The sequence below is a fragment of the Mesorhizobium sp. M6A.T.Cr.TU.016.01.1.1 genome (genome assembly GCF_003952585.1).
GTDB lineage: Bacteria > Pseudomonadota > Alphaproteobacteria > Rhizobiales > Rhizobiaceae > Mesorhizobium > Mesorhizobium mediterraneum.
The window spans coordinates 1482067-1506636 of record NZ_CP034452.1 but is presented as its reverse complement, the minus strand read 5'-3'; the positions used below and the strand labels follow the sequence as shown (position 1 = coordinate 1506636).

The window sequence follows — 24570 nt, the reverse complement described above, 5'->3', positions numbered from 1 at the left end:
ACACGGCCCCGGAAATCGGATTCGATTTTCGCTGGGGATCATGCGCAAAATCAAAGTGCTGCAGCGTCCTTTGCGCGTCCAAGAGGACGCGCGGCGCTGTAACGTGATTCTGAAAGAGGACGACGACAGATGAATTTCGACCTTATCGTCCGCGGCGGCATGCTGCCCGACGGCACAATCGCCGACATCGGCATCATCGGCGAGACGATCGCGGCCATCGAGCCAGAGTTGAACGTCACCGCGGGCACGGCGATCGACGCCCATGGCAATCTGGTCTCGCCGCCCTTCGTTGATCCACATTTCCACATGGACGCCACGCTCTCCCTGGGAATCCCGCGCATCAACGCGTCTGGCACGTTGCTGGAAGGCATTTCGCTTTGGGGCGAATTGAAGCCGCTGCTGACGCATGAGGCGGTGCGCGACCGCGCCCTCGCCTATTGCGACTGGGCGGTGTCGATGGGTCTGCTCGCCATCCGCACCCATGTCGATGTCTGCGACGACCGCTTGCTGGCGGTCGAAGCTCTGCTCGACGTGAAGAAGACGGTCGCGCCCTATATCGACCTGCAACTGGTCGCCTTCCCGCAGGACGGGTTTTACCGCTCGCCGACGGCGCGCGACAACACCATCAGGGCGCTCGACATGGGTGTCGACATCGTCGGCGGCATTCCGCACTTCGAGCGCACCATGGCCGACGGCACGCGGTCGGTGACGGAACTGTGCGAAATCGCGGCAAAGCGCGGGCTGATGGTCGACCTGCATTGCGACGAGACCGATGATCCATTGTCGCGCCATATCGAGCAGCTAGCCTATGAGACGCAACGCCTCGGCCTGCAGGGCAGGGTAGCCGGCTCGCATCTAACTTCGATGCACTCGATGGACAATTACTACGTCTCGAAGCTGTTGCCGCTGATCGCCGAGGCCGGCGTCTCGGCGATCCCCAATCCGCTGATCAACATCATGCTGCAGGGCCGCCACGACACATTTCCCAAGCGCCGCGGCCTGACGCGGGTCAAGGAAATGCTTGCCCTCGGCATCCGCGTCGGCTGGGGCCAGGATTGCGTGCTCGACCCCTGGTATTCGCTGGGCACCGCCGACATGCTCGACGTCGCCTTCATGGGTCTGCACGTCGCCCAGATGTCCAGCCCGGCCGACATGGCGCGCTGCTTCGACATGGTCACCAATGTCAACGCCGCCATCATGGGCCTCGACCATCTCGGCCTGGCGGTCGGTAAGCGCGCCAGCCTCGTCGTCCTCGATGCCGGCCATCCGGTCGAGGCCTTGCGTCTGCGTCCCGAGCGCCTCTGCGTCATCGCCAGGGGCAAGGTGGTGGCCGAGCGGGCAAGGCAGGAAACGCGGCTTTCGATCTCGGGACGGCCGGGAACGGTGAGCCGCAGGCATCGCCCGCCCATTTCATGACCAATAATGGCAGGCCCAATAGGACGTTGGACCTGCATCAAGCCGCACGCTTCGATCGGATTGATAGGTCCCGACCTTAAGTATACAATCGGACTCCAGTTTTGTGTCGAGGAGGACACCATGTGGCGCAAGACGGCGACGGTGGTCGCGTTGGCGGCGATCTGTGCAGGCTGCATGACGGCAGAAGACCGTCGTGCCACGGACGAGGCGAAATGCCGGTCCTACGGCTTCGCCAGAAAGAATGATGCCTTCGCGGAATGCCTGCAGCGCATCGATCTCGCGCGGCGCGCGGAACTGAGAAGCGCGTCGGCTTTCGATCCTTGGGACCGGCCGGTGATCTATCGTCCGGTCATCATTAGGCCACGGCCAAAGTAGGCCGTTCAAGCGGCGACTTTCAGTATAGGCCCAGCCGATTTCCGGCTCTGGTCTGGCGGGGTTCCCGATTTCCGCTCGTCAAAGCGGCTGCTTGCGTCTACGACGCTGCTCACCGAGCTTTCATGCGGGAGGAAGCGACATCGGCATGGCGCAGCCAACAGCCCAGAATTCGACGATCAGGAACGTGCTTTTGGCTGGCATTCTGCTGATGCTGGCCGGCGATTTCCTGTTTGCGTTGAACGATGCGATGGGCAAATGGCTGGTCGCCAGCTTTTCCGTCGGCCAAGTCGTGCTGATCCGCTCGATCGGCGCCTTTTTCGTGCTCGGCCCGATGATCGCGCGTCAAGGTACGGCCAAGCTGTTCCGCATGGAACGACCTGAGCTGCAGGTCTTGCGCGTCGTCATGACGACGCTCGACACAGCGCTGTTTTACGCCGCCGTCGTCTATCTGCCGCTCGCTGACGTTATGAGCTTCTATATGGCGGGGCCGATCTACGTTGCGGCATTGTCCCACCTGCTGCTCGGTGAAAAGGTCGGCTGGCGCCGCTGGATGGCGATCCTGGTCGGCTTCTGCGGCGTGCTGATCATGCTCAAACCATCCTCGGCCGCGTTTTCGCTGTCATCGACCTTCGCGCTGGTCGGGAGCATCTGTTTTGCCTTCGCCATCATCCTCAACCGGCGGCTGCGCGGCACCAGCGACACCTCGCTCGTTACCTGGCAGACCATCGGCACATTGCTGGTCGGCGCGGTGCTGACCATCGGCAACTGGCAGACGCCGTCCTCGCTCGATTTCGGCGCCATGCTGCTTCTCGGCATCGTCTCCTGCGGCGCGCATCTGATGATCACCAGGGCGCTGAAGCTGGCGCCCGCTTCGACGCTGGCGCCGCTGCATTACAGCCTGCTGCTGTGGGCCGTCATCTTCGGGCTGGCCTTCTTCGGCGACATGCCCGGCCCGCGCATCCTGATCGGCTCTGGGATCATCGTGCTGGCCGGCCTGTTCATCTTCCATCGCCAGAAGGTGGTCGACACCGTGCCGCCCGAAAACGTGCCGAAAGGCGTAAATTAGGTCTAACCCGCATGCACCGCCGCCAGATGCCTTGAAAACTCCGGCGTCTCCATCAGCGCCTTGCAGCGCGAAAAACGCCCGTCGGCATAGGCGCGGAAATCGTCGACCGGATTGCTATTGGCAAGCTGGATCAGTCCCCACAGCGTCCACAGCAGGTCGCACATCGCCTTGTAGATGATAACGCGGCCGCGCTCCGCCGGCGTTGGCTCGCCGCCGAAATAGGCGAGCATCATCTCTTCCTCCTGCGCCGTATCAAATTGTCCTTCGACGCTGAGGTCGCCGAGATCCCAGAGCGGATCGTTCATGCCGGAATATTCCCAGTCGACGATCCACATCCTGTCGCCCGTATCGAGGAAGTTTTCGCACAGCGGATCGCAGTGGCAGGCGGCGAGGGGCAGGGGATGCGCGGCAAGGGCCGAGCGCACGTTTTCCGCCTCACGTACCACGTCGTGATAGCCGGTGGGCAGGGCGACGTCCTTGGTCGACAACACCTTCAGATAGTCGTCGATCATCGCAAAAAGCTCGAAGCGGAAGGGAAACACGGCGCCGGATGTATGCAATCTGCGGAAAGCTTCGCCGGCACGCGCCGGACTGCCCGGCCGGGTCCTGAATTTTTCCGGCGACATCGTCTCGGCTCCGACGACGAAACGCGTCATCATCACGCCTGTCTCGCCGTCGACATGCAGCACCTCGGGGCTGACGCCGGCCTTGGCGGCTTCCCGTGCCGTCACCGCCTCGTTGGCGCGGTTGATATACTCCTCTGTGCCCTTGCCGGGAATCCGGAGGCAGACTTCTCCAGCCCTGAAGACGAGGTTGGTGAGGCCGCCAAGCCGCTCCAGCGGTCCCTCGTAGGCGGCCAGCATTGGAATGGCTGCAAGCGCCGCGCGTGCTTCCTCGTCCACCATCGCTTTCCGCCCCCTTTCGCGTCTTTATTTGTGGCGACGACGGTTCCACAAATTTCACCGTTTGGCTATCATCGCCGGCATGCGATTCACTCCAGCGCCGTGCGTCCCTGTTGGACGCGCAAAGGTCGCTGCAGCACTTGATTTTGCGGATAGGACTGCGATGGCGGACAGGAAAAATGAGGGTGCGCTCGCCGCAGCCTATGCAGCGCAGCGGCCAGAGGAGGTGGCGGCGCTCTACGACCGCTGGTCCGACACCTACGACGCCGACATGTTGGCGGCCGGTTACCGCCATCCAACCATCTGCCTTGCCTTGCTTGCCCGCCATTTGCCGCGCGGCGCGGCACCGCTCCTCGATGCTGGGGCCGGCACCGGGCTGATTGGCGAATGGCTTGCCATCACAGGCTATTCGCACGTCGAGGCGCTCGACATATCGGCGGGCATGCTGGCCAAGGCCGAGCGCAAGGGCGTCTATTCGGCGCTTCACTGCCTGGCGCTCGGCGGGCCGCTGCCTTTCGCGGATAATGCCTATGCCGGGATCATATCGGCCGGCGTCTTCACCTCGGGCCATGTCGGCGCAGAGGGGCTGGACGAACTGATCCGCATCTGCCGGCCGGGCGGGGTGATCGTGCTGACGGTCAAGAACACGCTGTGGGACGCCGGCTTTTCCGCTCGGATTGCCGACCTCGAGGCGAAGGGCATCGTCACGCGCGCCGAGGAGACGTCGCCCTATGTGTCTATGCCGGGCGAGGCGGACACCGTGCCCAGCCGCGGCCTCGTTCTGCGCGTGAGCTGATCTAATGCATGTCGCCCAAAAGTGCGCAGCGGTTTTGGGATAACGACATGCATAAAACAAGAACTTAAAGCGCGTCGCATGAATCCTTTCAGACGCGACGCGCTTTAGGCTCTGATCTTTTCTCCCGCCGGATCGTAAAGCGGCTCAAGATGGATCTTTGCCGGTGTCCGCTCCATCGCGACCACCAGCTCGTAGTCGCCGGACACGAGGAAATCGTCGCTGACGCCATCGGCGTTGCGCACGTAGCCATAGCCGATGTTCTTGCCGACGGTGTAGCCATAGCCGCCGCTGGTCAGGTAGCCGACCGGCTCGTTGTTGCGCAAGATCGTCTCGCGCCCGAGCAGCACGATCTCGCAATCGTCGACCGTAAAGCCGGCAAAGCGTTTTTTCGGTGCGGCGCCGCTGATGCTTTCCAGCGCCCGCCTGCCGAGGAAATCCGTGTTCTTTCTGAGTTTCACCGCCCAGCCGAGGCCGGCCTCCTGCGGCGTGTCGTTGGGCGTGATGTCGGAGCCCCAGGCGCGGTAGCCTTTTTCCAGCCGCAGCGATTCCAGCGCCCGGTAGCCGACCGGGCGGATGTCGTATTCCCTGCCTGCCGCCATCAGCGTGTCGAAGATATCGCCTGCCGCCGCGATCGGCACATGCAGTTCCCAGCCAAGCTCGCCGACATAGGTGATGCGCAGCGCCCGGATGGTGTGGCCGGCAATGGAGATTTCCCGCACATGGCCGAACGGGAAAGCGGTGTTCGACACATCCGCATCGGTCACCGCAGCCAGCACTTCGCGGGCAAGCGGCCCCATCAGCGACAGCGTGCCGAAATGCTCGGTGACATCGGTGAGCGTCACGTCGAGCTCCTTGCCGACATGGTCGCCCATCCACGAGAAATCATGTGTCCTGAAACCGGTGCCGGTGACGACGTAGAATCGTTCTTCGCCGAGCCGCGCCACGGTCAGGTCGGCCTCGATGCCGCCGCGCGTGTTGAGAAGCTGCGTGTAGGTCAACCGACCTACCGGCTTGTTGGTGTCGTTGGCGCAGATCCAGTCGAGCGCCTTCAGCGCGTCCGCGCCGGTCATCTCGTATTTGGCGAAGGACGACTGGTCGAAGATGCCGACGTTCTCGCGCACGTGCCGGTGTTCGTCGCCGACCGGCGAAAACCAATTCTGCCGGCCCATCGAATAGACGTCCTTCGGCTCGACACCTTCGGGCGCAAACCAGTTCGGCCGCTCCCAGCCGAGCTTCGAGCCGAACACAGCGCGGTGCTTTTGCAGCCGTTCATAGAGCGGCGACACGATCCGCGGCCGGCCCGTGACATACTCCTCATGCGGGAAGCCGATCGTGTAGTGCTTGCCATAGGCTTCCAGCGTGCGGTCGCGGACCCATTGCCGGTCGCGGTGCAGGTCGGAAAAGCGTCTGATATCGACCACCCACAGGTCGAATGGCGCCTCGCCGTCGACCACCCATTGCGCCAGCACCCAGCCGGCGCCGCCCCCCGCCGCGATGCCGAAGGCGTTGAAGCCGGCGCCGACGAACATGTTGGCGCATCCGGGTGCCACGCCGAGGATGAAATTGCCGTCGGGCGTGAAACTCTCCGGTCCGTTGATCATCTGCTTGACGCCGACGGTTTCGAGCGCCGGAACCCGCGCGATCGCCTGGTTCATATGCTGCTCGAAATGATCGTAATCGTCGTCGAACAGCCGGAACTCCCAGTCGTCAGGGACGTCGCCGCCGGGAAGATCGGTCGTCCAGGCTTGCGGGTTCGGCTCATAGCCACCCATCACCAGCCCGCCGACCTCCTCCTTGAAATAGGTGCGGCGGTCGGGGTCGCGGATCGTCGGCGCATCGGTCGCCAACCCGTCGATCTTTTCGGTGATGATATACTGGTGCTTCACCGGCTGCAGCGGCACGTTGATGCCGGCTAGCGCACCCACCTGCCGCGCCCATTGTCCGGCACAATTCACCACCTTGTCGCAGTCGATATCGCCCCTGTTGGTCTTAACCGCGGTGATGCGGCCATCCCTCGAGTCGAAGCCGGTGACGCGCACATCCTCGAACAGTCTGGCGCCATGCATGCGCGCGCCTTTGGCCAGCGACTGCGTGATGTCGGAAGGGCTTGCCTGGCCGTCGGTCGGCAGCCAGCTGGCACCGACGAGATCGCCGGTTTCCAGCAGCGGCCACATTGTCTTGACCTCGGCCGGCGACAGCAACTGCATGTCCATGCCGAAGCTTTTCGCCGTCGTCGCCAGCCTCTTATACTCGATCCAGCGGTCGGCATTGGTGGCGAGCCTGAGGCACCCGGTCATCTTCCAGCCGGTGGCCAGCCCGGTTTCGGCTTCCAGCCCTTTGTAGAGATCGACCGAGTATTTCAGCACGCGGGTGATCGAGGCCGAAGACCGCAGCTGTCCGACCAGCCCCGCCGCATGCCACGTGGAGCCCGAAGTCAGCCTGCCCTGCTCCAAAAGCACGACATCAGCCTTGTGGTCACGCGCCAGATGATAGGCCGTCGAACAGCCGATAATGCCGCCGCCGATGACGACGATCTCGGTATGGGCGGGCAATGTCATGATTTTTGTCCGTATTTTGTTCTGTAGTTTTCCAGCGCGGCTTCCAGCCGCGTCAGGTTTTCGTCGGTATAGGCGACGTAGTCGATGCCGGGCGCGTCGAGATAAAGTTCGGAAACCATACTCCACATCGCTTCGCGCAGCAGCGACGCGCATTGCATGGCCGCATGCGAGCGGCGGATCGCCTCGTCCGGCTCCTTCATGAAATAGGCGGTTAGGAAGGCGAAGGACTCCTCGTCGCTCATGCCGGCGTTCGAGGCGACGCCGGCAAGGTCGAACATCGCCGTGTTGAAACCGGCATATTCGAAGTCGATCAGCCACAGCCTGTGGCCGTCGTCGAGAATATTGGCCGGCAAAAGATCGTTATGGCCAAAGACGATCGGCAGGAGTTTCTGCGCCCGTTCGAGCTCGTCCGCAAGCGTCAGCAGCCGCGGCAACTCGCTTCGCATGCGGCTGCCGCCTTCCTCCAGCGTGCGCGCATAGTCGCGGATGACATGGAACACCCAGAACATGAAGCCGGCGCCGGAGACATGATTGGGCATCTCCCGATGGAAGCCGCGCATCAGGGCGGCGACGCGGCCAATATTGGCGCGTACGTCTTCCGCGACATACGTCTTCGCGCCGAGAAATTCCGTCACCAGGATGCCGGGCTCGGAATAAAGAACCGCCGGCGCGAAGCCGGCGGCGTGTGCCGCACGCGCCGTCATCACCTCACGCTCGCGAAAGACATGGTGGAACGGAAAGTCCTGGCCGAAGCGCACGACATGCCGCCCGGCCGCATCCTCGACCAGATAGTTGGCGTTGCTCAGCCCGCCCGGCAGCGGCGCGATCTCGATGCTGCCGGTCCAGCAGGGCAGCGCGCGGATGCGGTCCTCGGCGGTCACAGGTTCATCCCTCGTTGGGCGGGGCTCAAGACGCCGCGGGCGAGACAAAGATGGCGGCCGGCAGGAGGGAGCAATGCGAAGATCTCGTCGGTGCGGGATGCCAGGATCGGTATCCCGCACCGCACCGACGAGCCCCTGTGCCGGGTTCTTCGACGCCGGCATCCGCCCCCGCGGATTCGAAAAAAACCTTTTCCCTTGCGCCTGACGATTTTCCAGACATTCGGGCAAACGAATTTTGAAGCGGCTCTGCCATCGTTCTCCCGTGGCAGCTCCGAGCCTGTCACCAGCTAGTGTCGCGCCATGTTAGCTGGCTTGTCAACGAAAACTTGTGGCTTTTTCTGTGTTATTGCCCGAAACAGCAAGGATTCCTTGTATACTGTGGCGAATTTGCCTTAGAATTGGTCAGTAGCGCAACAATCCGATTGGGCGAAACCCAATGATCCATTCGAAGCGGCATAGCGAAATCCTGCGCCTCCTGCAGGAGGAGGGCACCGTCACCATCGCCAGCCTGGCCGACCGGCTGGGCGTCTCGCTGGAGACCGTGCGCCGCGACGTCAAGCCGCTGACCAGTGACGGTTCGATCCTGAAGATGCATGGCGCCATCGGCCTGCCATCGATGGCCGGCGAGGCGCCATTCGAGCGGCGCATGCGCGAGAATGCCGACGCCAAGCGCACCATCGCCCGCATGGTTGCCGCCACCATTCGCGACGGCGAATCGATCATGCTCGACACCGGCACCACCACCTCTTTCCTCGCCCGCGAGCTGCTCGGCCACCGGCGCCTGACGGTGGTCACCAACTCCTCCGACATCGCCCGCACGCTGGCCACCGTCAACGGCAACAAGGTCTATATGGCCGGTGGCGAATTGCGCAGCGACTCCGGCGCCGCCTTCGGCGTCTCGGCCATCGAATTCGTCAGCCGGTTTTCCGTCAACCATGCGGTGATCTCCACCGGCGCGGTCGATGCCGTCACAGGCGTCATGGACTATGATCTGGAAGAGGCGGAAATCGCCCGCATGGTGCTGTCGCGCGGCCAGCGTTCGCTCGTCATCACCGACCACACCAAGTTCGGGCGCCAGGGGCTGGTCCAGGTCTGCGGCTTCGAGGGTTTTTCCGAACTTGCCACCGACCGTTCGCCGCCGCGCGACATCACCGCCGCCCTTGCCCAGGCCGGTGCGCGGCTCAGTGTTGCCGGCGGCGAAACCGAGTTCTAGTCGAAAATCAGCGATTGGTGGGCGCATACGCCCGCGAAGGCGCCACTTGATACGGCGAAGGCGATGTTGTGCATCGATCGTGCCGCGTCTCCGGCGGCATAGACGCCGGGCACGGTCGTCTGCTGCCGGTCGTCGACGGTGATCACCGGGCCGAGAAAGCCTTCCGTGAAGGTACAGCCAAGCTGTTCGGCCAGCGGGCTGGCCATGGTGTTGCGTGGTGCGGTGAACAGCGCCTTGATGCCGGCTTTGCGGCCGTCTTCGAGATTGACGATCAGCCCGCCCGAACCATCCTTTTCCAGCTCCGCCACCCCGGCCGGCTCGAACCGCACGCTTCGCCTTTCCAGCGCAAGCATCTGTTCCGCGTCAGGCTCGAACACGCCGTTTGCGAACAGCGTGACGTCACCCCAGTCGGCGATCAATTGCGCCTGATGCACAGCCATCGGGCCGGTTGCCAGCACGCCAAGCGGCCCGCCGGCCACCTCGTAACCATGGCAATAAGGACAATGCAGCACGCTCTTTCCCCAATGCTCGGCAAGCCCGGGGACATCCGGCAGGATATCGCGCACGCCGGTGGCAAGCACCAGCCGCGCCGCACCGAATGTCTCGCCGCGATCAGTCATGATCTCGAAGCCGGAACCGACGGCAGCGGCCTTGTCCGCCAATCCGGCGACGACCCTGGCTGTCGGATAGGCCAGCAGCTGCCGTCTTGCGTCGTCCAGGATTGCGCCGGGCGCATGCCCGTCCTGCCCCAGGAAACCGTGTGAGTGTTCGGCAAAACGGTTGCGCGGCTGGCCTGCGTCGATCACCAGGACATTGCGCCGGGCTCGTGCCGCCTGGATGGCGGCGGACAGGCCGGCAAAGCTGCCGCCCACGACAATCAGATCATACTGCATGGCTGGTCACTCCAATCAACTCGTAACGGCGGTGGAAATCGGCGGCGAGATCGGCGAGCGTGATGCGGCTGAGTTTCTCTGCCAGCAGCCTCTCGGCCTCGACGCGAAAATCATCGAGCGCCGCTATCACCGCTTGTTCGACAAGGCAGCCGGGGCTCTCCGGCTCGGTGCCGAACGGCAGCAGCGTTTCGCCTAGGGCGGCACTGATCTCGGCCAGCGAGATCTTCTCGGGTGCACGGCCAAGCTGCCAGCCGCCGCCATGTCCGCGCGACGAGGTGACGATGCCGGCGTCGCGCAAGCCGGCAATGGTCCGGCGGACGACGACCGGGTTCGTGTGGATAAATGTGGCGAGCTGCTCGGAGGTCAGCGCGTGCTCCTGCGCCTCGGCCATGTGGACGAGAATGTGCAGGGTCGAGGAAAGTCTGCTGTTTCGTTTCATGTAACTTATTTAGTTACGAGTCTCGCGATCGTCAAGCGCCCGTCGCCCACTTCCCAGCGCCGCCTTCGCCGTGTTTAGTCGGGCCATGGCCTTCACCATCCGCCAATTGCAGTTCTTCATCGCCGTCGCCGAGCAAGGCACGGTTTCGGGCGCCGCCCAAAACCTGTCCATCTCGCAATCGTCGGTCACAGAAGCGATCAAGGAACTGGAACACGATCTCGGCGTCGAGCTGTTCGAGCGTCACCCGCGCGGCTTGAACATCACCCACAAGGGCCATCAGTTCCTGCGCCACGCGACAAAGATTCTTGCAGACGTCTCCGACGCACGCCGCGCTTTCTTCGGCGATCAAATGGTGGCAGGCGGCCGGCTCCAGCTCGGTGTCACTTCGCTGGTCGCCGGTTATGTGCTGTCCGACCTTCTCGCTCGCTATCGACGTGCCTACCCAGGTGTCGAGGTCTCGGCCATCGAGGACAACGGCGATTACCTTGAGCACCTCCTGATCGGCGGCAAGCTCGACATCGCCGTCATGGTCACCTCGAACCTGCGCGACCGCACCGCGCTGCAATCGGAAATTCTCGAGGTCTCGGCCTACCGGCTATGGCTGCCGCTCGGCCACCCGCTGGCCGGCGCCGACATCATCGGCATTGGCGACATCGCCTCGGAGCCGCTGATCATGCTGACCGTCGACGAGATCGAGGAGAATACCGGAAAACTGCTGGCGGCGATCGGCGCCAAGCCGCATGTCGCGTTCCGCACCCGCTCTGTCGAAGCGGTGCGCAGCCTCGTCGCCACCGGCGCCGGTGTGGCGTTGTTGCCCGACCTCGTCTACCGGCCATGGTCGCTCGAAGGCGACCGCATCGAATCGCGCGATATTTCGGGCTCCTTGCCGGTGGTACAGGTCGGCATGGTCTGGCGGCGCGGCTCCGGCCTGCCGCAGGCCGCACGCGACTTCATCGGGCTTGCCCAGTCGCAGCGCATGGTCCGTCAGCGGCCGGAGAAGATTGGCCGCTGATCTATCGGAAAAACCGATATCGGCCTTCTGATAAATGGATTTGCGAAACCGAAAATTTCGCAGCACCTTCACGATCGGGACCAAGCCGCCGCGACAGTGCGGCCCCTCAAATGGGAGATTGACGATGAATTCATTCCTGAAGTCGTGCACTGCATTGACGGTCGCGCTGGCCTTCTCCGGCCAGGCGATCGCTCAGGTCAAGGAACTCGGCAACGGCGAAGGCCAGGTCAATATTGTCGCCTGGCCGGGCTACATCGAGCGCGGCGAAACCGACAAGGGCTACGACTGGGTCACGTCCTTCGAGAAGGACACAGGCTGCAAGGTCAACGTCAAGACGGCCAATACATCCGACGAGATGGTCGCGCTGATGAATGAGGGCGGCTTCGACCTCGTCACCGCCTCGGGCGACGCTTCGCTGCGCCTCGTCGCCGGCAAGCGTGTCCAGCCGATCAACACCGATCTCGTCCCGAGCTGGAAGACGGTTGACGACCGGCTCAAGGATGCGCCGTGGTTCACGGTCGGCGGCGTCCACTACGGCGTCCCCTACCAGTGGGGCCCGAATGTGCTGATGTACAACACCGAGGCGTTCAAGGAAGCGCCGAAGAGCTGGAACGTCGTCTTCGAGGAGATGACCTTGCCTGACGGGAAGTCGAACAAGGGCCGCGTCCAGGCCTATGACGGGCCGATCCATGTCGCCGATGCCGCCAACTATCTGATGTTTCACAAGCCGGAGCTCGGCATCAAGGATCCCTACGAGCTGACCGAGGATCAATACAAGGCCGCACTCGATCTATTGCGCGTCCAGCGTACGCTGGTCGGACGTTACTGGCATGATGCCGCCATCCAGGTTGACGATTTCCAGAACGAAGGCGTCGTCGCCTCCGGTTCATGGCCCTACCAGGTTAACACGCTGGTTGCCGCCAAGAAGCCGGTCGCTTCAACCATTCCCCAGGAAGGCGTCACCGGCTGGGCCGACACCACCATGATGGAGGCCGACGCAGCCCACCCGAACTGCGCCTATATGTGGCTGGAACATTCGCTGTCGCCGAAAGTGCAGGGCGACATTTCCGCCTGGTTCGGCTCGCTGCCGGTGGTGCCGGCTGCCTGCAAGGGCAATGAACTGCTCGGCGAAGAAGGCTGCAAGACCAACGGCTACGACAATTTCGAAAAAATCAAGTTCTGGAAGACGCCAGTGTCGAAATGCGCCACCCAGAACGAACAGTGCGTGCCTTACTATCGCTGGGTGTCGGATTACATTGGCGTCATCGGCGGGCGGTGAGTTCGTCTCACTCGTTCTGAGAGCGTATCACTGCCCTCACTCTCACCCTCTCCCCGACGGGAGAGGGAGGACGCCGGCGTTTAGGTAAGCCCCTTCTCCCCGTCACAATACGGGGAGAAGGTGCCGGCAGGCGGATGAGGGGGCAGCGCCGTCGCCTGAATTTGATCAGCCTGGGACAGCCCATGACATCAGCCGTTTCGTTCGCCAGAGTCTCGCGCCATTTCGGCAGCGTGCGCGCCGTCGATATGGTCGATCTCGACATCGTGCCGGGCGAGTTCTTTGCCATGCTTGGACCCTCAGGTTCCGGCAAGACGACCTGCCTGCGCCTGATCGCCGGCTTCGAGCAGCCGACATCGGGCGCGATCTCGATCTTCGGCGAACGCGCCGAAGGCGTCCCGCCCTATCGCCGCAATGTCAACACCGTGTTCCAGGATTACGCGCTGTTCCCGCATCTGAACGTGCTCGACAACGTCGCCTATGGGCTGATGGTCAAGGGCGTCGGCAAGCCCGAGCGGCAGAAGGCGGCGGAAGAGGCACTGTCGATGGTCCGGCTTCCCGGCTACGGCGCCCGTCGTCCCGGCCAGCTTTCCGGCGGCCAGCGCCAGCGTGTTGCGCTCGCCCGCGCCCTGGTCAACCAGCCCAAGGTGCTTCTGCTCGACGAGCCGCTTGGCGCGCTCGACCTCAAGCTGCGCGAAAACATGCAGGAGGAGCTAAAGTCGCTGCAGAAGGCGCTCGGCATCACCTTCGTCTTCGTCACCCACGATCAGGGCGAGGCCCTTTCGATGGCCGACCGCGTCGCCGTCTTCAACGACGGCAAAATCATGCAGATCGGCACGCCGGAGGACATCTACCAGCGCCCGAAGACGCGCTTCGTCGCCGATTTCGTCGGCTCGTCCAATGTGCTGCCGCCTGATTTCGTCCAGCGTTATTCCGGCCAGCATCGATGGGGCAGCCTGCGCCCTGAATCCATTCGCGTCGGTCATGCCGCCAAGGGCGACGGCGTTGCCGCTCGCCTCGTCTCGACCAACTATCTCGGCGCCACGACAAGATTGGCGCTCGATGCCGACGGGCTGAGGCTGCACGCCATCGTGCCGGCCGGTGCGAAATTGCCGAAGGAGGGTGAGACGGTCGTGCTCACCTTCAACCGCGAGCACCTGCATCTGATGGACGAGCCGGCATGATGGTGACCATGACATCCAGCGTATCGGGCGTCGGCGATCCTTCGCACCCCCCTCTGTCCTGCCGGACATCTCCCCCGCAAGGGGGGAGATCGGCAGTTCCGGCGTCCCGCTTACTTTTCGATGTCGGCGATAGGCGAAAGCCTTCGCAACAGCCAATCTCCCCCCTTGCGGGGGAGATGTCCGGCAGGACAGAGGGGGGTGGGACGGAACTCGATTTCCCCCGTTTCGGCGACGATCGGACCGTGCCATGACTGCGGCAACACAGATCGCCCCAGCCGTCCTTCCCCGCGCCGGCGGCTTGCGCGGCGCTCTGTCCGATCTCCTCTGGCGCCGGCCGCAACTCCTGCTCCTGCTCATGCTGCTGCCGCCGGTGCTGTGGCTCGGCATCGTCTATATCGGCTCGCTGTTCGCGCTGCTGCTGCAGAGCTTTTTCTCGATCGACGAATTCTCCGGCCTCATCAACCGCGAATTCACGCTGAAGACATATGGCGACCTGCTGCAGGCCGCCAATCTCGACATCATCCTGCGCACGGTGACGATGGCGGCCCTGGTAACGTTCGCCTCCGCGATCATCGCCTTCCCCATCGCTTATTACGCAGCGCGCTATGCGCGCGGCCGCTGGAAAGCGCTGTTCTATCTCGGCATCATGCTGCCGCTGTGGTCGAGCTATCTGGTCAAGATTTATGCCTGGAAGCTCATCCTCGCCAAGGAAGGCATCCTGACCTGGCTGCTCGCCAAGCTGCATCTTCTATGGCTTGTTGATGGCTGGCTGTCGCTGCCGATCGTCGGCGGCAATTCTCTGTCGGTGTCGTCCACCGGCACCTTCATCGTCTTCGTTTACGTCTGGCTGCCCTTCATGATCCTGCCGGTGCAGGCGGCACTCGAGCGCGTGCCGGGCAATCTGGTCGAAGCCTCGTCCGATCTCGGCGCCTCGCCCGGCCAGACCTTCCGCAACGTGCTGTTCCCGCTGGCGCTGCCGGGCATCGTCGCCGGCTCGATTTTCACCTTCTCGCTGACGCTCGGCGATTACATCATCCCGCAGATCATCGGCACCTCGCGGCTGTTCATCGGACAGGCCGTCTATTCGCAGCAGGGCACCGCCGGCAACATTCCGCTTGCCGCCGCCTTCACCGTGGTGCCCATCGTCATCATGGGCTTCTACCTCTGGGGCGCCAAGCGCATGGGAGCTTTCGATGCGCTCTGATGGCTCACAACCCGCTCCTCTCGGCCTGAAGGTCGCCGCCGCCTGCGGCCTGCTGTTCCTGCATTTGCCGATCTTTTTGATCTTCGTCTATGCCTTCACGACCGAGGAAAAGAGCTTCGTCTGGCCGCCGCCGGGGCTGACGACGCAGTGGTTCGCCGTCACCTGGAACCGTCCGGACGTGTGGGAAGCGCTGTCGCTGTCGGTCCGGGTCGCCGCCATCTCGACCGTCGTCGCCCTGGTCCTCGGCACGCTCTGCGCGGCCGCCGTGTCGCGAACACGGTTCTTTGGCCGCGAAACCATTTCGCTGCTGGTCATCCTGCCCATCGCGCTGCCCGGCATCATCACCGGAATCGCGCTGCGTTCGGCTTTTTCGCTGGCCGAGATCCCGTTCTCGTTCTGGACGATCGTGCTCGGCCACGCCACCTTCTGCGTCGTCGTCGTTTACAACAACGCCGTCGCCCGCTTCCGCCGCACTTCCGGCTCGATGATCGAGGCGTCGATGGACCTTGGCGCCGACGGCTTCCAGACCTTCCGCCATGTCGTGCTGCCCAACATCGCCACCGCCCTGCTCGCCGGCGGCATGCTTGCCTTCGCGCTGTCGTTCGACGAGGTCATCGTCACCACCTTCACCGCCGGCCAGCAGCAGACGTTGCCGATCTGGATGCTGGAGGAACTGATCCGTCCGCGCCAGCGCCCGGTCACCAATGTCGTGGCGATGGTTGTCGTGCTGGTGACGCTGCTGCCTATCCTCGCCGCCTACTACCTGACCCGCGACGGCGACCAGATCGCCGGTTCGGGCAAATGACGTCAAGAATCCGTAAGGGAGAGACTTCCATGGACACAAAGATGCTGATCGGCTCGATATTCGAGAAGGGCACCGAAACCGAAGAACCGATCCTCAATCCGAAGACCGGGGCGACCATTCTCAACCTGCCTGAAGCCAGCCAGGCCCAGATCGAGGCGGCGGTGCTTGCGGCCGAAAAGGCCTTCATCACCTGGTCGCGCACCACGCCGGCGCAGCGCTCGGGCTATCTCCTGAAGATCGCCGATCGCATCGAAGCCGATGCGAAGGATTTCGCCGCCCTCGAGGCGCTCAATTGCGGCAAGCCGATCAATGCCGTGCTCAACGACGAAATCCCGGCGATCGTCGATTGCTACCGCTTCTTTGCCGGTGCTGTCCGCTCAATGCCCGGCCAGGTCGCCGGCGAATATATCCCCGGTCACACCTCGATGGTCCGGCGCGACGCCATCGGCGTCGTCGCTTCGATCGCGCCGTGGAACTATCCGCTGATGATGATGGCCTGGAAGCTGGCGCCGGCGATCGCCGGCGGCAACACCGTCGTCTTCAAACCATCGGAGCAGACGCCGCTGACCGCGCTGAAGCTGGCGAAAATCCTTGCCGAAATCCTGCCGGAAGGCGTCGTCAATGTCGTGCTCGGCCGTGGCGACAGCGTCGGCAACACGCTGATCAACCACCCGAAAATCAACATGATCTCGATCACCGGCGACGTCGCCACTGGCAAGAAGGTTCTGCAGGCCGCCGCCAAGTCGGTCAAGCGCACGCATCTCGAGCTCGGCGGCAAGGCGCCGGTCATCGTCTTCGACGATGCCGACCTTAGCGCGGTGGTCAATGGTCTGCGCGCCTTTGGTTACTACAATGCCGGCCAGGACTGCACCGCCGCCTGCCGCATCTACGCCGGCAAGAAGATCTACGACAAGCTCGTCGCCGACCTCTCCTCCGCCGTCTCGACCATCAAATACAACCGCCCCGACGACACCGAAAACGAGATCGGGCCGCTCATCTCACGCCGCCAGCGCGACCGCGTCTCAAGCTTCGTCGAACGCGCCTCGGAGCTGAAGCACATCGAGATCACCACCGGCGGCAAGCCGGGCGAGGGGTCCGGCTTCTTCTACCAGCCGACCGTCGTCGCCGGCGCTCTGCAGGAAGACGAGATCGTGCGCCGCGAAGTGTTCGGGCCGGTCGTCTCGGTCACTCGCTTTTCCGAGGTGGACGAGGCGGTGAACTGGGCCAATGACAGCGACTATGGCCTCGCGTCCTCTGTGTGGACCAAGGATGTCTCGCGCGCCATGGCGACAGCCGCTCGTTTGCAATATGGCTGCACCTGGATCAACACCCATTTCATGCTGACCAACGAGATGCCGCATGGCGGGCTGAAGCAGTCCGGCTACGGCAAGGACATGTCGCTATATGCACTGGAGGACTACACCGCCGTGCGGCATGTGATGGTAGCACACGGCTAGCGCCTTCCCTTCTCCCCGCTTGCCGGGGAGAAGGGCGCCCGCCGCTACTCGACGATGCGATAGATGTTCCACAGGCTGGTGCCCGACACGACATAGGGCTCCATCTCCTTGCCCCATTTGGCATGTGCGTCGATCTTGCCGATCTTGGCGAAGAACTCCTCCAGTTGTGCCAGGGTTTCGACCTGGTGGTGGGACTCGACCGTCGCTTCTCGTGCGCCGATCGAGCCGGTCATGATCTAGAACTCGAGGTCGGCCAGACCGACCTGCGAGCCGATCTCGCGTTCCCATTTTTTCAATAAGTCGAGCACTGTCTGCTTGTGCCCGAACTTGGCGTCGATCTGCCATCTGGCGCTGAACATGGCCACCTCCTCACTCGTCCCATGCCTGCACGACGGTCTGCCGTGCGATCTGGCCGTCCTTCAGCTCCAGCATCGCCGCGCAGAACACTTTCGTGCCGTCCGGATAGGCGCAGGCCTGGGTGAAGGCGAGGTTGTTGCCGTCGGCGATGGTGGTGTCGACTTTGTGGGTCATCGCCCGGCTGCAGATGTCGTCCCAGAATATGCTGATCGCCGCGCGCCCGCGGATTTCGCGCGGCTTGCTCGGCGGATTGTTGCGGTCGATTACCCGCACCAGCGCGTCATCGGCATAGAAGCTCGCCAGCAATTTTCCGTCACGGCCTTCGATCGCTTTCTTGATCGCCGCGCCGTCCACGGCCTGTGTCTTGGTCACCATTGTATCCTCCATGTGCCCGTCTTCACGAGCGGGCGTTTGATTGATCGGCGCTGTCCGGCGTTCATCGCCGGGCAGTGATTTTTCTACTGGGACTTCGCCTTGACGGCGGCGAACACCTCATCTGCTTGCTGTTTGAAAGTCGCGAAATCGACCTGGCTGCCGTTGAGCATCGTCGACCAGTGGCGCACGATCGCGGCCATCGCCAACGCTTCCTTGATCTCCTCGTCGGTTGCGCCATTGAGCTTGGCTGCCTGCGTGTGGAAATAGATGCAGTACTGGCAGGGGATCTGCGCAGCGACAGCGAGGCCCATCAACTCCTTGGTCTTGCCATCGAGCGCGGTTTTCGGGTTGAGCTGCACCCCTTTGATCTCGGCCCAGGCGCCGGCGACCGCGACGTCCGGCAGTGTCCTGAACATGTCCGGCACCGAGCCGAGCGTCGCCTCGATATCCTTGTAGGCAGCCGTTGCCGAAGCATCCTCGGCCTTTGCCGGGGCAACAGTCAGGAGCGCACCAATGCCTGCTGCCATCACCAATGATTGGATCTTCCACTTCAACATTTCATCCTCCCTTCGCAGCACCTTTCCTGGCGACATCCGCCTGGCCTGCATGCATGGAGAGAATTGATACGCTTACGCTTTCGTGGCCGCTTCGCCCGAAAGCGCCATGGCTCTCATGGCCCGTCCGGGCCAGCGTGCCTGGCAGAAAACGCCGCCGCAGCCGCGCGCGACGGCAGATCCAGCTTGAACAGTATGTTGGCGACGTGACGCTTGACCGTGTGCTCGCTCAGCCTGAGTTCGGCGGCAATCGCGGCATTGCTCTTGCCGTCGGCAATCAGGCTTACCACCTCGCTTTCGCGTGCCGTCAGCGCTACCGGTTCGGTCATCCGGGCTTTGGGCCGGCAGGCGGGCTCCAGATGCTGTTCGGACTTCGCATGCACCAGGGCGAGCGGCTCATCGAGTTCGTCAAGTGCGATCCGCCCGGCATCGGCGAAATGAAGGCCCGAACCGGTTGCCAGATCGGCGACCAGCCGGGACGCGAGGATATCGCCGCTGCCGGCATGGGCGGCAAGCTGCATCGTCACGCGCCCTGTCAGCCCCGCTGGCGGTCCGCGCAACTCGATCTCGCCGACATGCGCACCCTGCGCTGTGGCCACGCCGATGTTCTGTGCCGCGTCGCGCAGCGCTGCCGCACAGCGTATGGCACGCGCCGGGGCGTCGAAGCGCGACATCATCATCTCGCCATGCGTTCCAGCAGAGCGGCCCCCATGGCGCCCGACCAGCAGCCGCCAAGTTTCCTGAAAACGCAGGCTGCGCTCGCTCCAAATGCGGTCGCCGAGGTGCGCCGTATCGTAGATGCGGGTCGCTAGAAGCGCGCCTAGCACGCGCTCCGCCTCGGCGACAGCGCGCTCGCCGGTTAGAAACTCCTCGCTCAGGTCGGCCACCCGGTCCACGTCGCCGGTCCAAATCGGGTGGTCGCGGCCAGGGATCTCGACCAGGCGGGCATTCGGGATTTTTTTGGCCAGGAAACGACTGGCGTCGGGGTCGACCCGCACATCGTTGCGGCGATGGATCAGCAACGTTGGTGCGCTGATCGCCGCCAGCACGCCGCGCACGTCGATCCCAGCATTCATGCGCGCCAGGGCAGCTGCCGCCGTCGGGCTCGCCGATAGCCGCTCGAACCGCCCCCACCATGTTGCAAAGTGGGAGTCGTCGACCCGGCCAGGCGCGAAATGGGGCAGAGTGGCGCCGGTGCTCCATGCGGTTTCCGCCATCTCGATGAAGGCGTTGAGACGTTCCGGCGGCATCACCCATTTGTGGAAATGTGCATAGCCGCCATAGAGAACCAGCGCTCGCGTCCGCTCCGGATAGGTGGCGGCGAACAGCATCGCCATCGGCGCGCCTTCCGAAGCGCCGAGTAGCGCCGCGCGGCCGCTGCCGGCGGCATCCATCACCGCCCGCACATCATCCATGCGGGTTTCGAGACTGGGCAGGTGACGGGTATCGACGCGGTCCGACAGGCCGGTGCCGCGCTTGTCGAACAGGATCAGCCGCGAAAAGGCAGCGAGCCGCTTCAGCAGCCGGCTGTAGCCCTCGTCTTCCCAGTGCAGATCGAGATTGGAAATGAAGCCCGGCACGAAAACGAGATCGAACGATCCCTGGCCGACCACCTGATAGGCGATCCGCACATCGCCGCTAAGCGCGTATCGGGTTTCGATAGGCCTCACGAGGTTGTCCGCCCGGCCAGACGATTTCTGGTCGCCGGATCATAGCAGAGGCGTGCGGATTGCGGCAGATGAAACTTTAGAGAGGTGGAATGTAAGCCGGTGGTAGCTAAAGAGGCGTTTGCTGGCCTATTTTTGACGCCGCGGCGATCTCGGCCTTCCCGTCCGCGCTAAAACCTGCGCCCTCCGGTGGAGTCGGCCGCTTGATCCTCGCCGAGGCGGCCACGACAAGCTCGTTGAACCCTTCGCCGCCGCTGTCCAGCATCTCGAACAACTGCCGCCGCATCCTCGGTTCCCAGAACTTGTTGATGTGCTCGGCGACGCCGGCAATGCCTTCTTCGCGCGGCTTGGAGTGAAAAAAGGCTGCGATCTGGTTGGCCATGCGGACCAGCTTTTCGCTGGTGCTCATGATGTGGCCTTCGTCATGCGACATGCTTGGCAACTCCGGAAACCACACGGCTAGGGTGGGTGAAGATATCGAAATCATCGCCGCGCACGAGAGCCACCAGCGTCATGCCGGCATCCTCGGCGGTGCGGATGGCAAGTGCCGTCGGCGCCGAGACGGCAATGATGAAGGCAGCACCTATCGCCGCCGTCTTCTGTACCATCTCGACCGAAACGCGCGACGTCACGACGACGGCACCCGAGGTGCCGTCGATGCCGGCTTTGGCCAGTGCGCCGGCCAGCTTGTCGAGCGCATTGTGGCGGCCGACATCCTCGCGCGCCATGACAATGCCCTTGCCGTGGATGTAAAAACCGGCGGCATGCACCGCACCGGTCTCGGCGTGCAGCGGCTGCACCCTCGACAGAAGCTTGACCGAGCGGATGATATCTTCGGCCGCAAGCGTAAGTTTTGACGAACCGACGGCCTCGACCGAGCGCATCGCTTCCTCGATCGATTCGATGCCGCACAGCCCGCAGCCGACCGGTCCGGCCAGCCGTCTGCGCCGCGCTTCGAAGCGCGTATTGGCCTGGTCCTTCAAGCTGATCTGGATGTCGATGCCGGCGCCGTGATCTTCGATTTCGATCGCCTCGATTTCTTGGCGGTCGGCGATGATGCCTTCGGTCAGTGAGAAGCCGAGCGCGAAATCCTCGAAATCGGCGGGACTTGCCATCATCACCGCATGAGTGGTGCCGGCAAAGGAGAACGCCACCGGCGTCTCTTCCGGCACCATGCGGTTGGCGGCCGCAGTGCCGCCGGCGCGGTGCGCCAGCCGCGAGATCTGCGTCGTGGCTTTGCGGCGCGCGCTCAAAGATTACTCCGCTGCTTCCAGCGTCGCGATGCGACGGCTGTTGCGGGCCTGCTCGTCATAGTCGATCTGCCATTCCGACGGTCCGTTGGACGCGCCTACCTGCACCGCCGTCACCTTATATTCCGGACAGTTGGTTGCCCAGTCGGAGAAGTCGGTGGTGATGACGTTGGCCTGCGTGTCGGGGTGGTGGAACGTCGTATAGACCACGCCAGGCGACACCTTGTCGGTGATCAGCGCGCGCAGCGTCGTCTCGCCGGAGCGGCTGGTCAGGCGGACCCAGTCGCCGTCACGCAGACCGCGGTTTTCGGCGTCATGCGGGTGGATCTCCAGCCGGTCCTCGCTGTGCCACATGATATTGTCGGTACGCCTGGTCTGCGCGCCGACATTGTACTGCGACAGGATGCGGCCGGTGGTCAGCAGCAGCGGGAAGCGTGGTCCCGTTCTCTCGTCGGTCGCCACATATTCGGTGCGGATGAACTTGCCCTTGCCGCGCACAAAGCCGCTGATATGCATGATCGGCGTGCCCTCCGGCGCCTTCTCGTTGCAGGGCCACTGCACCGAGCCCATCTTTTCCAGATAATCGTAGGAGACGCTGGCGAAGCTCGGCGTCGTCTTGGCGATCTCGTCCATGATTTCCGACGGATGCTGGTAATTCCAGTCAAGCCCCATCGTCTGTGCGAGCTTCTGCGTCACTTCCCAGTCGGCCAGCCCGTTCTTCGGCGCCATCACCTTGCGCACGCGGTTAATGCGGCGCTCGGCATTGGTGAAGGTGCCGTCCTTCTCGAGGAAGGTCGAGCCGGGCAGGAAGACATGCGCGTAGTTGGCGGTCTCGTTGAGGAAAAGATCGTGCACGACCACGCATTCCATTGCCGCCAGCCCTGCGGCGACATGCTTGGTGTCGGGATCGGACTGCAGGATGTCCTCGCCCTGCACGTAGAGGCCCTTGAACGAGCCGTCGACGGCGGCGTCCAGCATGTTGGGGATGCGCAGGCCGGGCTCATCGTCGAGCTTGACGCCCCACAGGCTCTCATAGATGTCGCGCACCGCGTCGCCGGAGACGTGGCGATAGCCGGGCAGCTCATGCGGGAACGAGCCCATGTCGCAGGAGCCCTGGACATTGTTCTGGCCGCGCAGCGGGTTCACGCCGACGCCCGGCCGGCCGACATTGCCGGTCGCCATGGCAAGGTTGGCGATGGCGATGACCGTGGTCGAGCCCTGGCTGTGCTCGGTCACGCCGAGGCCGTAATAGATCGCGCCATTGCCGCCGGTGGCAAACAGCCGTGCGGCGCCGCGGATCTCTTCGGGATCGACATTGGCAAGCTGGCCGACGACTTCCGGGCTGTTTTCCGGCAGCGCCACGAACGACGCCCAGTCCTGGAACTCGTCCCAATCGCAGCGCTCGCGGATGAAGGCCTCATCGAACAGGCCTTCGGTGACGATGACATGGGCAAGCGCGGTGACCACGGCGACATTGGTGCCGGGCTTCAGCGGCAGATGATGCTGCGCCTCGATATGGGCCGAGCGCACGATATCGGTGCGGCGCGGGTCGAGCACGATCAGCTTGGCGCCTTTGCGCAACCGCTTCTTCATGCGCGAAGCAAATACCGGATGTGCGTCGGTCGGATTGGCACCGATGATCATCACCACGTCGGTTTTCTCGATCGAATCGAAATCCTGGGTGCCGGCCGAAGTGCCGAATGTCTGCCCAAGACCATAGCCGGTCGGCGAATGGCAGACGCGGGCGCAGGTATCGACATTGTTGTTGCGGAAACCCTGGCGGATCAGCTTCTGCACCAGATAGGTTTCCTCGTTCGTGCAGCGCGACGAGGTGATGCCGCCGATCGAGGTGCGGCCATACTGGTACTGGATGCGGCGGAACTCGTTGGCGGTATGGGTGAGCGCTTCTTCCCACGACACTTCGCGCCATGGATCGGTGACCTTTTCGCGGATCATCGGATTGAGGATGCGCTCCTTGTGGGTCGAATAGCCGTAGGCAAAACGTCCCTTGACGCAGCTATGGCCACGGTTCGCCTTGCCGTCCTTGTAGGGCACCATGCGCACCAGCTCGTCGCCGCGCATTTCGGCCTTGAACGAGCAGCCGACGCCGCAATAGGCGCAAGTGGTGACGACCGAATGCTCCGGCTGGCCGATCTTGATCACCGACTTTTCGGAAAGCGTCGCCGTCGGGCAGGCCTGCACGCAGGCGCCGCAGGACACGCATTCGCTGTCGATGAAGAGCTGATGCATGCCTGGCGACACGCGGCTTTCAAAGCCGCGGCCCTCGATGGTCAGCGCGAAGGTGCCTTGCACCTCCTCGCAGGCGCGCACGCAGCGCGAGCAGACGATGCATTTCGAGGGATCATAGGTGAAATACGGGTTGGACTCGTCCTTCGCCATCCATTTGAAATTTTCTGCGCCGTCGTTCTTCTTGAAAACGTGGTTGTCGCCCTCATAACCGTAGCGCACGTCGCGCAGGCCGACGACGCCGGCCTGCGTCTGCAATTCGCAGTCGCCATTGGCGGCACAGGTCAGGCAGTCGAGCGGATGGTCGGAGATGTAGAGCTCCATCACGCCGCGGCGGATGTCCTTCAGCCTTCCGGTCTGGGTGTGCACCACCATGCCCGGCGCCACCGGCGTCGTGCAGGAGGATGGCGTGCCGTTGCGGCCGTCGATCTCGACCAGGCAAAGCCGGCAGGAGCCGAAGGCGTCGACCATGTCGGTGGCGCAGAGTTTTGGAATGGCGATGCCCGCTTCCATCGAGGCGCGCATGATCGAGGTGCCTTCCGGTACGGTGACGGTGAAGCCGTCAACCGTCAGCGTCACCTGCTTCTCGGAGGTCGAGGCCGGTGTGCCGTAGTCGATTTCCTGAACGAGACCCATGGCGAGA

22 protein-coding genes and 1 pseudogene are annotated in these 24570 nt (G+C 63.4%); 11 read left to right on the top strand and 12 right to left on the bottom strand.

The window, feature by feature from the left end; genetic code table 11:
* Positions 1 to 129: 129 nt before the first annotated feature.
* From EJ075_RS06985 to EJ075_RS06975, 3 genes are all read left to right on the top strand, one after another.
* Positions 130 to 1416, top strand: coding sequence for an amidohydrolase family protein (locus tag EJ075_RS06985; RefSeq protein WP_126103847.1), 1287 nt, complete (start codon positions 130 to 132; stop codon positions 1414 to 1416).
* Positions 1417 to 1536: 120 nt separating this feature from the next.
* Complete coding sequence (locus EJ075_RS06980) at positions 1537 to 1791, top strand: hypothetical protein (protein ID WP_126103846.1); 255 nt, start codon at positions 1537 to 1539, stop codon at positions 1789 to 1791.
* 145 nt (positions 1792 to 1936) lie between these two features.
* The gene (locus EJ075_RS06975; protein ID WP_126103845.1) at positions 1937 to 2857 is read left to right on the top strand and encodes a DMT family transporter; all 921 of its coding nucleotides are present in this window, start codon (positions 1937 to 1939) and stop codon (positions 2855 to 2857) included.
* A 2-nt stretch (positions 2858 to 2859) separates the two neighbouring features.
* Here the strand turns inward: EJ075_RS06975 and EJ075_RS06970 are convergent, their stop codons facing one another.
* Positions 2860 to 3762, bottom strand: coding sequence for a phosphotransferase family protein (locus EJ075_RS06970; RefSeq protein WP_126103844.1), 903 nt, complete (start codon positions 3760 to 3762; stop codon positions 2860 to 2862).
* A gap of 160 nt (positions 3763 to 3922) precedes the next feature.
* On the opposite strand from EJ075_RS06970, the gene EJ075_RS06965 reads away from it, so the two are divergent.
* The gene (locus EJ075_RS06965) at positions 3923 to 4555 is read left to right on the top strand and encodes a class I SAM-dependent methyltransferase (protein WP_126103843.1); all 633 of its coding nucleotides are present in this window, start codon (positions 3923 to 3925) and stop codon (positions 4553 to 4555) included.
* Positions 4556 to 4659: 104 nt separating this feature from the next.
* Here EJ075_RS06965 and EJ075_RS06960 read toward each other — a convergent pair whose 3' ends face one another.
* Both EJ075_RS06960 and EJ075_RS06955 read right to left on the bottom strand, forming a co-directional pair.
* Positions 4660 to 7113 (bottom strand): FAD-dependent oxidoreductase, encoded by a 2454-nt coding sequence (locus tag EJ075_RS06960; protein WP_126103842.1) that lies wholly within the window; start codon positions 7111 to 7113, stop codon positions 4660 to 4662.
* A complete protein-coding gene (locus tag EJ075_RS06955) occupies positions 7110 to 7994 on the bottom strand; it encodes a phosphotransferase family protein (RefSeq protein ID WP_126103841.1) in 885 nt (294 codons plus the stop codon). The genes EJ075_RS06960 and EJ075_RS06955 overlap by 4 nt, the downstream gene beginning before the upstream one ends.
* A gap of 436 nt (positions 7995 to 8430) precedes the next feature.
* On the opposite strand from EJ075_RS06955, the gene EJ075_RS06950 reads away from it, so the two are divergent.
* Entirely contained in the window at positions 8431 to 9207 is a 777-nt protein-coding gene (locus tag EJ075_RS06950; RefSeq protein ID WP_126103840.1) for a DeoR/GlpR family DNA-binding transcription regulator, read from the top strand.
* Here EJ075_RS06950 and EJ075_RS06945 read toward each other — a convergent pair.
* On the bottom strand, positions 9204 to 10100 hold the full coding sequence (locus tag EJ075_RS06945; RefSeq protein WP_126103839.1) for an NAD(P)/FAD-dependent oxidoreductase: 897 nt from the start codon (positions 10098 to 10100) through the stop codon (positions 9204 to 9206). The two genes, EJ075_RS06950 and EJ075_RS06945, sit on opposite strands and share 4 nt — an antisense overlap.
* Positions 10090 to 10539 (bottom strand): Rrf2 family transcriptional regulator, encoded by a 450-nt coding sequence (locus EJ075_RS06940; RefSeq protein ID WP_126103838.1) that lies wholly within the window; start codon positions 10537 to 10539, stop codon positions 10090 to 10092. The genes EJ075_RS06945 and EJ075_RS06940 overlap by 11 nt, the downstream gene beginning before the upstream one ends.
* Before the next feature lie 85 nt (positions 10540 to 10624).
* Between EJ075_RS06940 and EJ075_RS06935 the strand changes: the two genes are divergently transcribed.
* The 6 genes from EJ075_RS06935 to EJ075_RS06905 all read left to right on the top strand — a co-directional run bounded on the left by EJ075_RS06935 (position 10625) and on the right by EJ075_RS06905 (position 17477).
* The gene (locus EJ075_RS06935; RefSeq protein ID WP_126103837.1) at positions 10625 to 11551 is read left to right on the top strand and encodes a LysR substrate-binding domain-containing protein; all 927 of its coding nucleotides are present in this window, start codon (positions 10625 to 10627) and stop codon (positions 11549 to 11551) included.
* Between the two features lie 124 nt (positions 11552 to 11675).
* A complete protein-coding gene (locus EJ075_RS06930; protein ID WP_126103836.1) occupies positions 11676 to 12830 on the top strand; it encodes an ABC transporter substrate-binding protein in 1155 nt (384 codons plus the stop codon).
* Between the two features lie 182 nt (positions 12831 to 13012).
* Positions 13013 to 14011 (top strand): ABC transporter ATP-binding protein, encoded by a 999-nt coding sequence (locus tag EJ075_RS06925; RefSeq protein ID WP_126103835.1) that lies wholly within the window; start codon positions 13013 to 13015, stop codon positions 14009 to 14011.
* Between the two features lie 247 nt (positions 14012 to 14258).
* The gene (locus EJ075_RS06915) at positions 14259 to 15215 is read left to right on the top strand and encodes an ABC transporter permease (protein WP_126103834.1); all 957 of its coding nucleotides are present in this window, start codon (positions 14259 to 14261) and stop codon (positions 15213 to 15215) included.
* Complete coding sequence (locus tag EJ075_RS06910) at positions 15205 to 16020, top strand: ABC transporter permease (protein ID WP_126103833.1); 816 nt, start codon at positions 15205 to 15207, stop codon at positions 16018 to 16020. The genes EJ075_RS06915 and EJ075_RS06910 overlap by 11 nt, the downstream gene beginning before the upstream one ends.
* Positions 16021 to 16049: 29 nt before the next feature.
* Positions 16050 to 17477 (top strand): gamma-aminobutyraldehyde dehydrogenase, encoded by a 1428-nt coding sequence (locus EJ075_RS06905; RefSeq protein WP_126103832.1) that lies wholly within the window; start codon positions 16050 to 16052, stop codon positions 17475 to 17477.
* Between the two features lie 44 nt (positions 17478 to 17521).
* Here the strand turns inward: EJ075_RS06905 and EJ075_RS34115 are convergent.
* The 7 genes and pseudogenes from EJ075_RS34115 to fdhF form a co-directional block, all read right to left on the bottom strand.
* Positions 17522 to 17836, bottom strand: a pseudogene (locus EJ075_RS34115) (hypothetical protein).
* Between the two features lie 10 nt (positions 17837 to 17846).
* Positions 17847 to 18209 (bottom strand): nuclear transport factor 2 family protein, encoded by a 363-nt coding sequence (locus EJ075_RS06895; RefSeq protein WP_126103831.1) that lies wholly within the window; start codon positions 18207 to 18209, stop codon positions 17847 to 17849.
* An 83-nt stretch (positions 18210 to 18292) separates the two neighbouring features.
* Positions 18293 to 18766 (bottom strand): carboxymuconolactone decarboxylase family protein, encoded by a 474-nt coding sequence (locus EJ075_RS06890; RefSeq protein ID WP_126103830.1) that lies wholly within the window; start codon positions 18764 to 18766, stop codon positions 18293 to 18295.
* Between the two features lie 113 nt (positions 18767 to 18879).
* A complete protein-coding gene (locus EJ075_RS06885) occupies positions 18880 to 20433 on the bottom strand; it encodes an alpha/beta fold hydrolase (RefSeq protein WP_126103829.1) in 1554 nt (517 codons plus the stop codon).
* Positions 20434 to 20539: 106 nt separating this feature from the next.
* Positions 20540 to 20863, bottom strand: coding sequence for a formate dehydrogenase subunit delta (locus EJ075_RS06880; protein ID WP_126103828.1), 324 nt, complete (start codon positions 20861 to 20863; stop codon positions 20540 to 20542).
* Positions 20853 to 21683, bottom strand: coding sequence for a formate dehydrogenase accessory sulfurtransferase FdhD (fdhD, locus tag EJ075_RS06875; RefSeq protein WP_126103827.1), 831 nt, complete (start codon positions 21681 to 21683; stop codon positions 20853 to 20855). Before fdhD ends, EJ075_RS06880 begins: the two co-directional genes overlap by 11 nt.
* A 3-nt stretch (positions 21684 to 21686) precedes the next feature.
* The gene (fdhF, locus tag EJ075_RS06870; RefSeq protein WP_126103826.1) at positions 21687 to 24563 is read right to left on the bottom strand and encodes a formate dehydrogenase subunit alpha; all 2877 of its coding nucleotides are present in this window, start codon (positions 24561 to 24563) and stop codon (positions 21687 to 21689) included.
* Between the last annotated feature and the right edge of the window lie 7 nt (positions 24564 to 24570).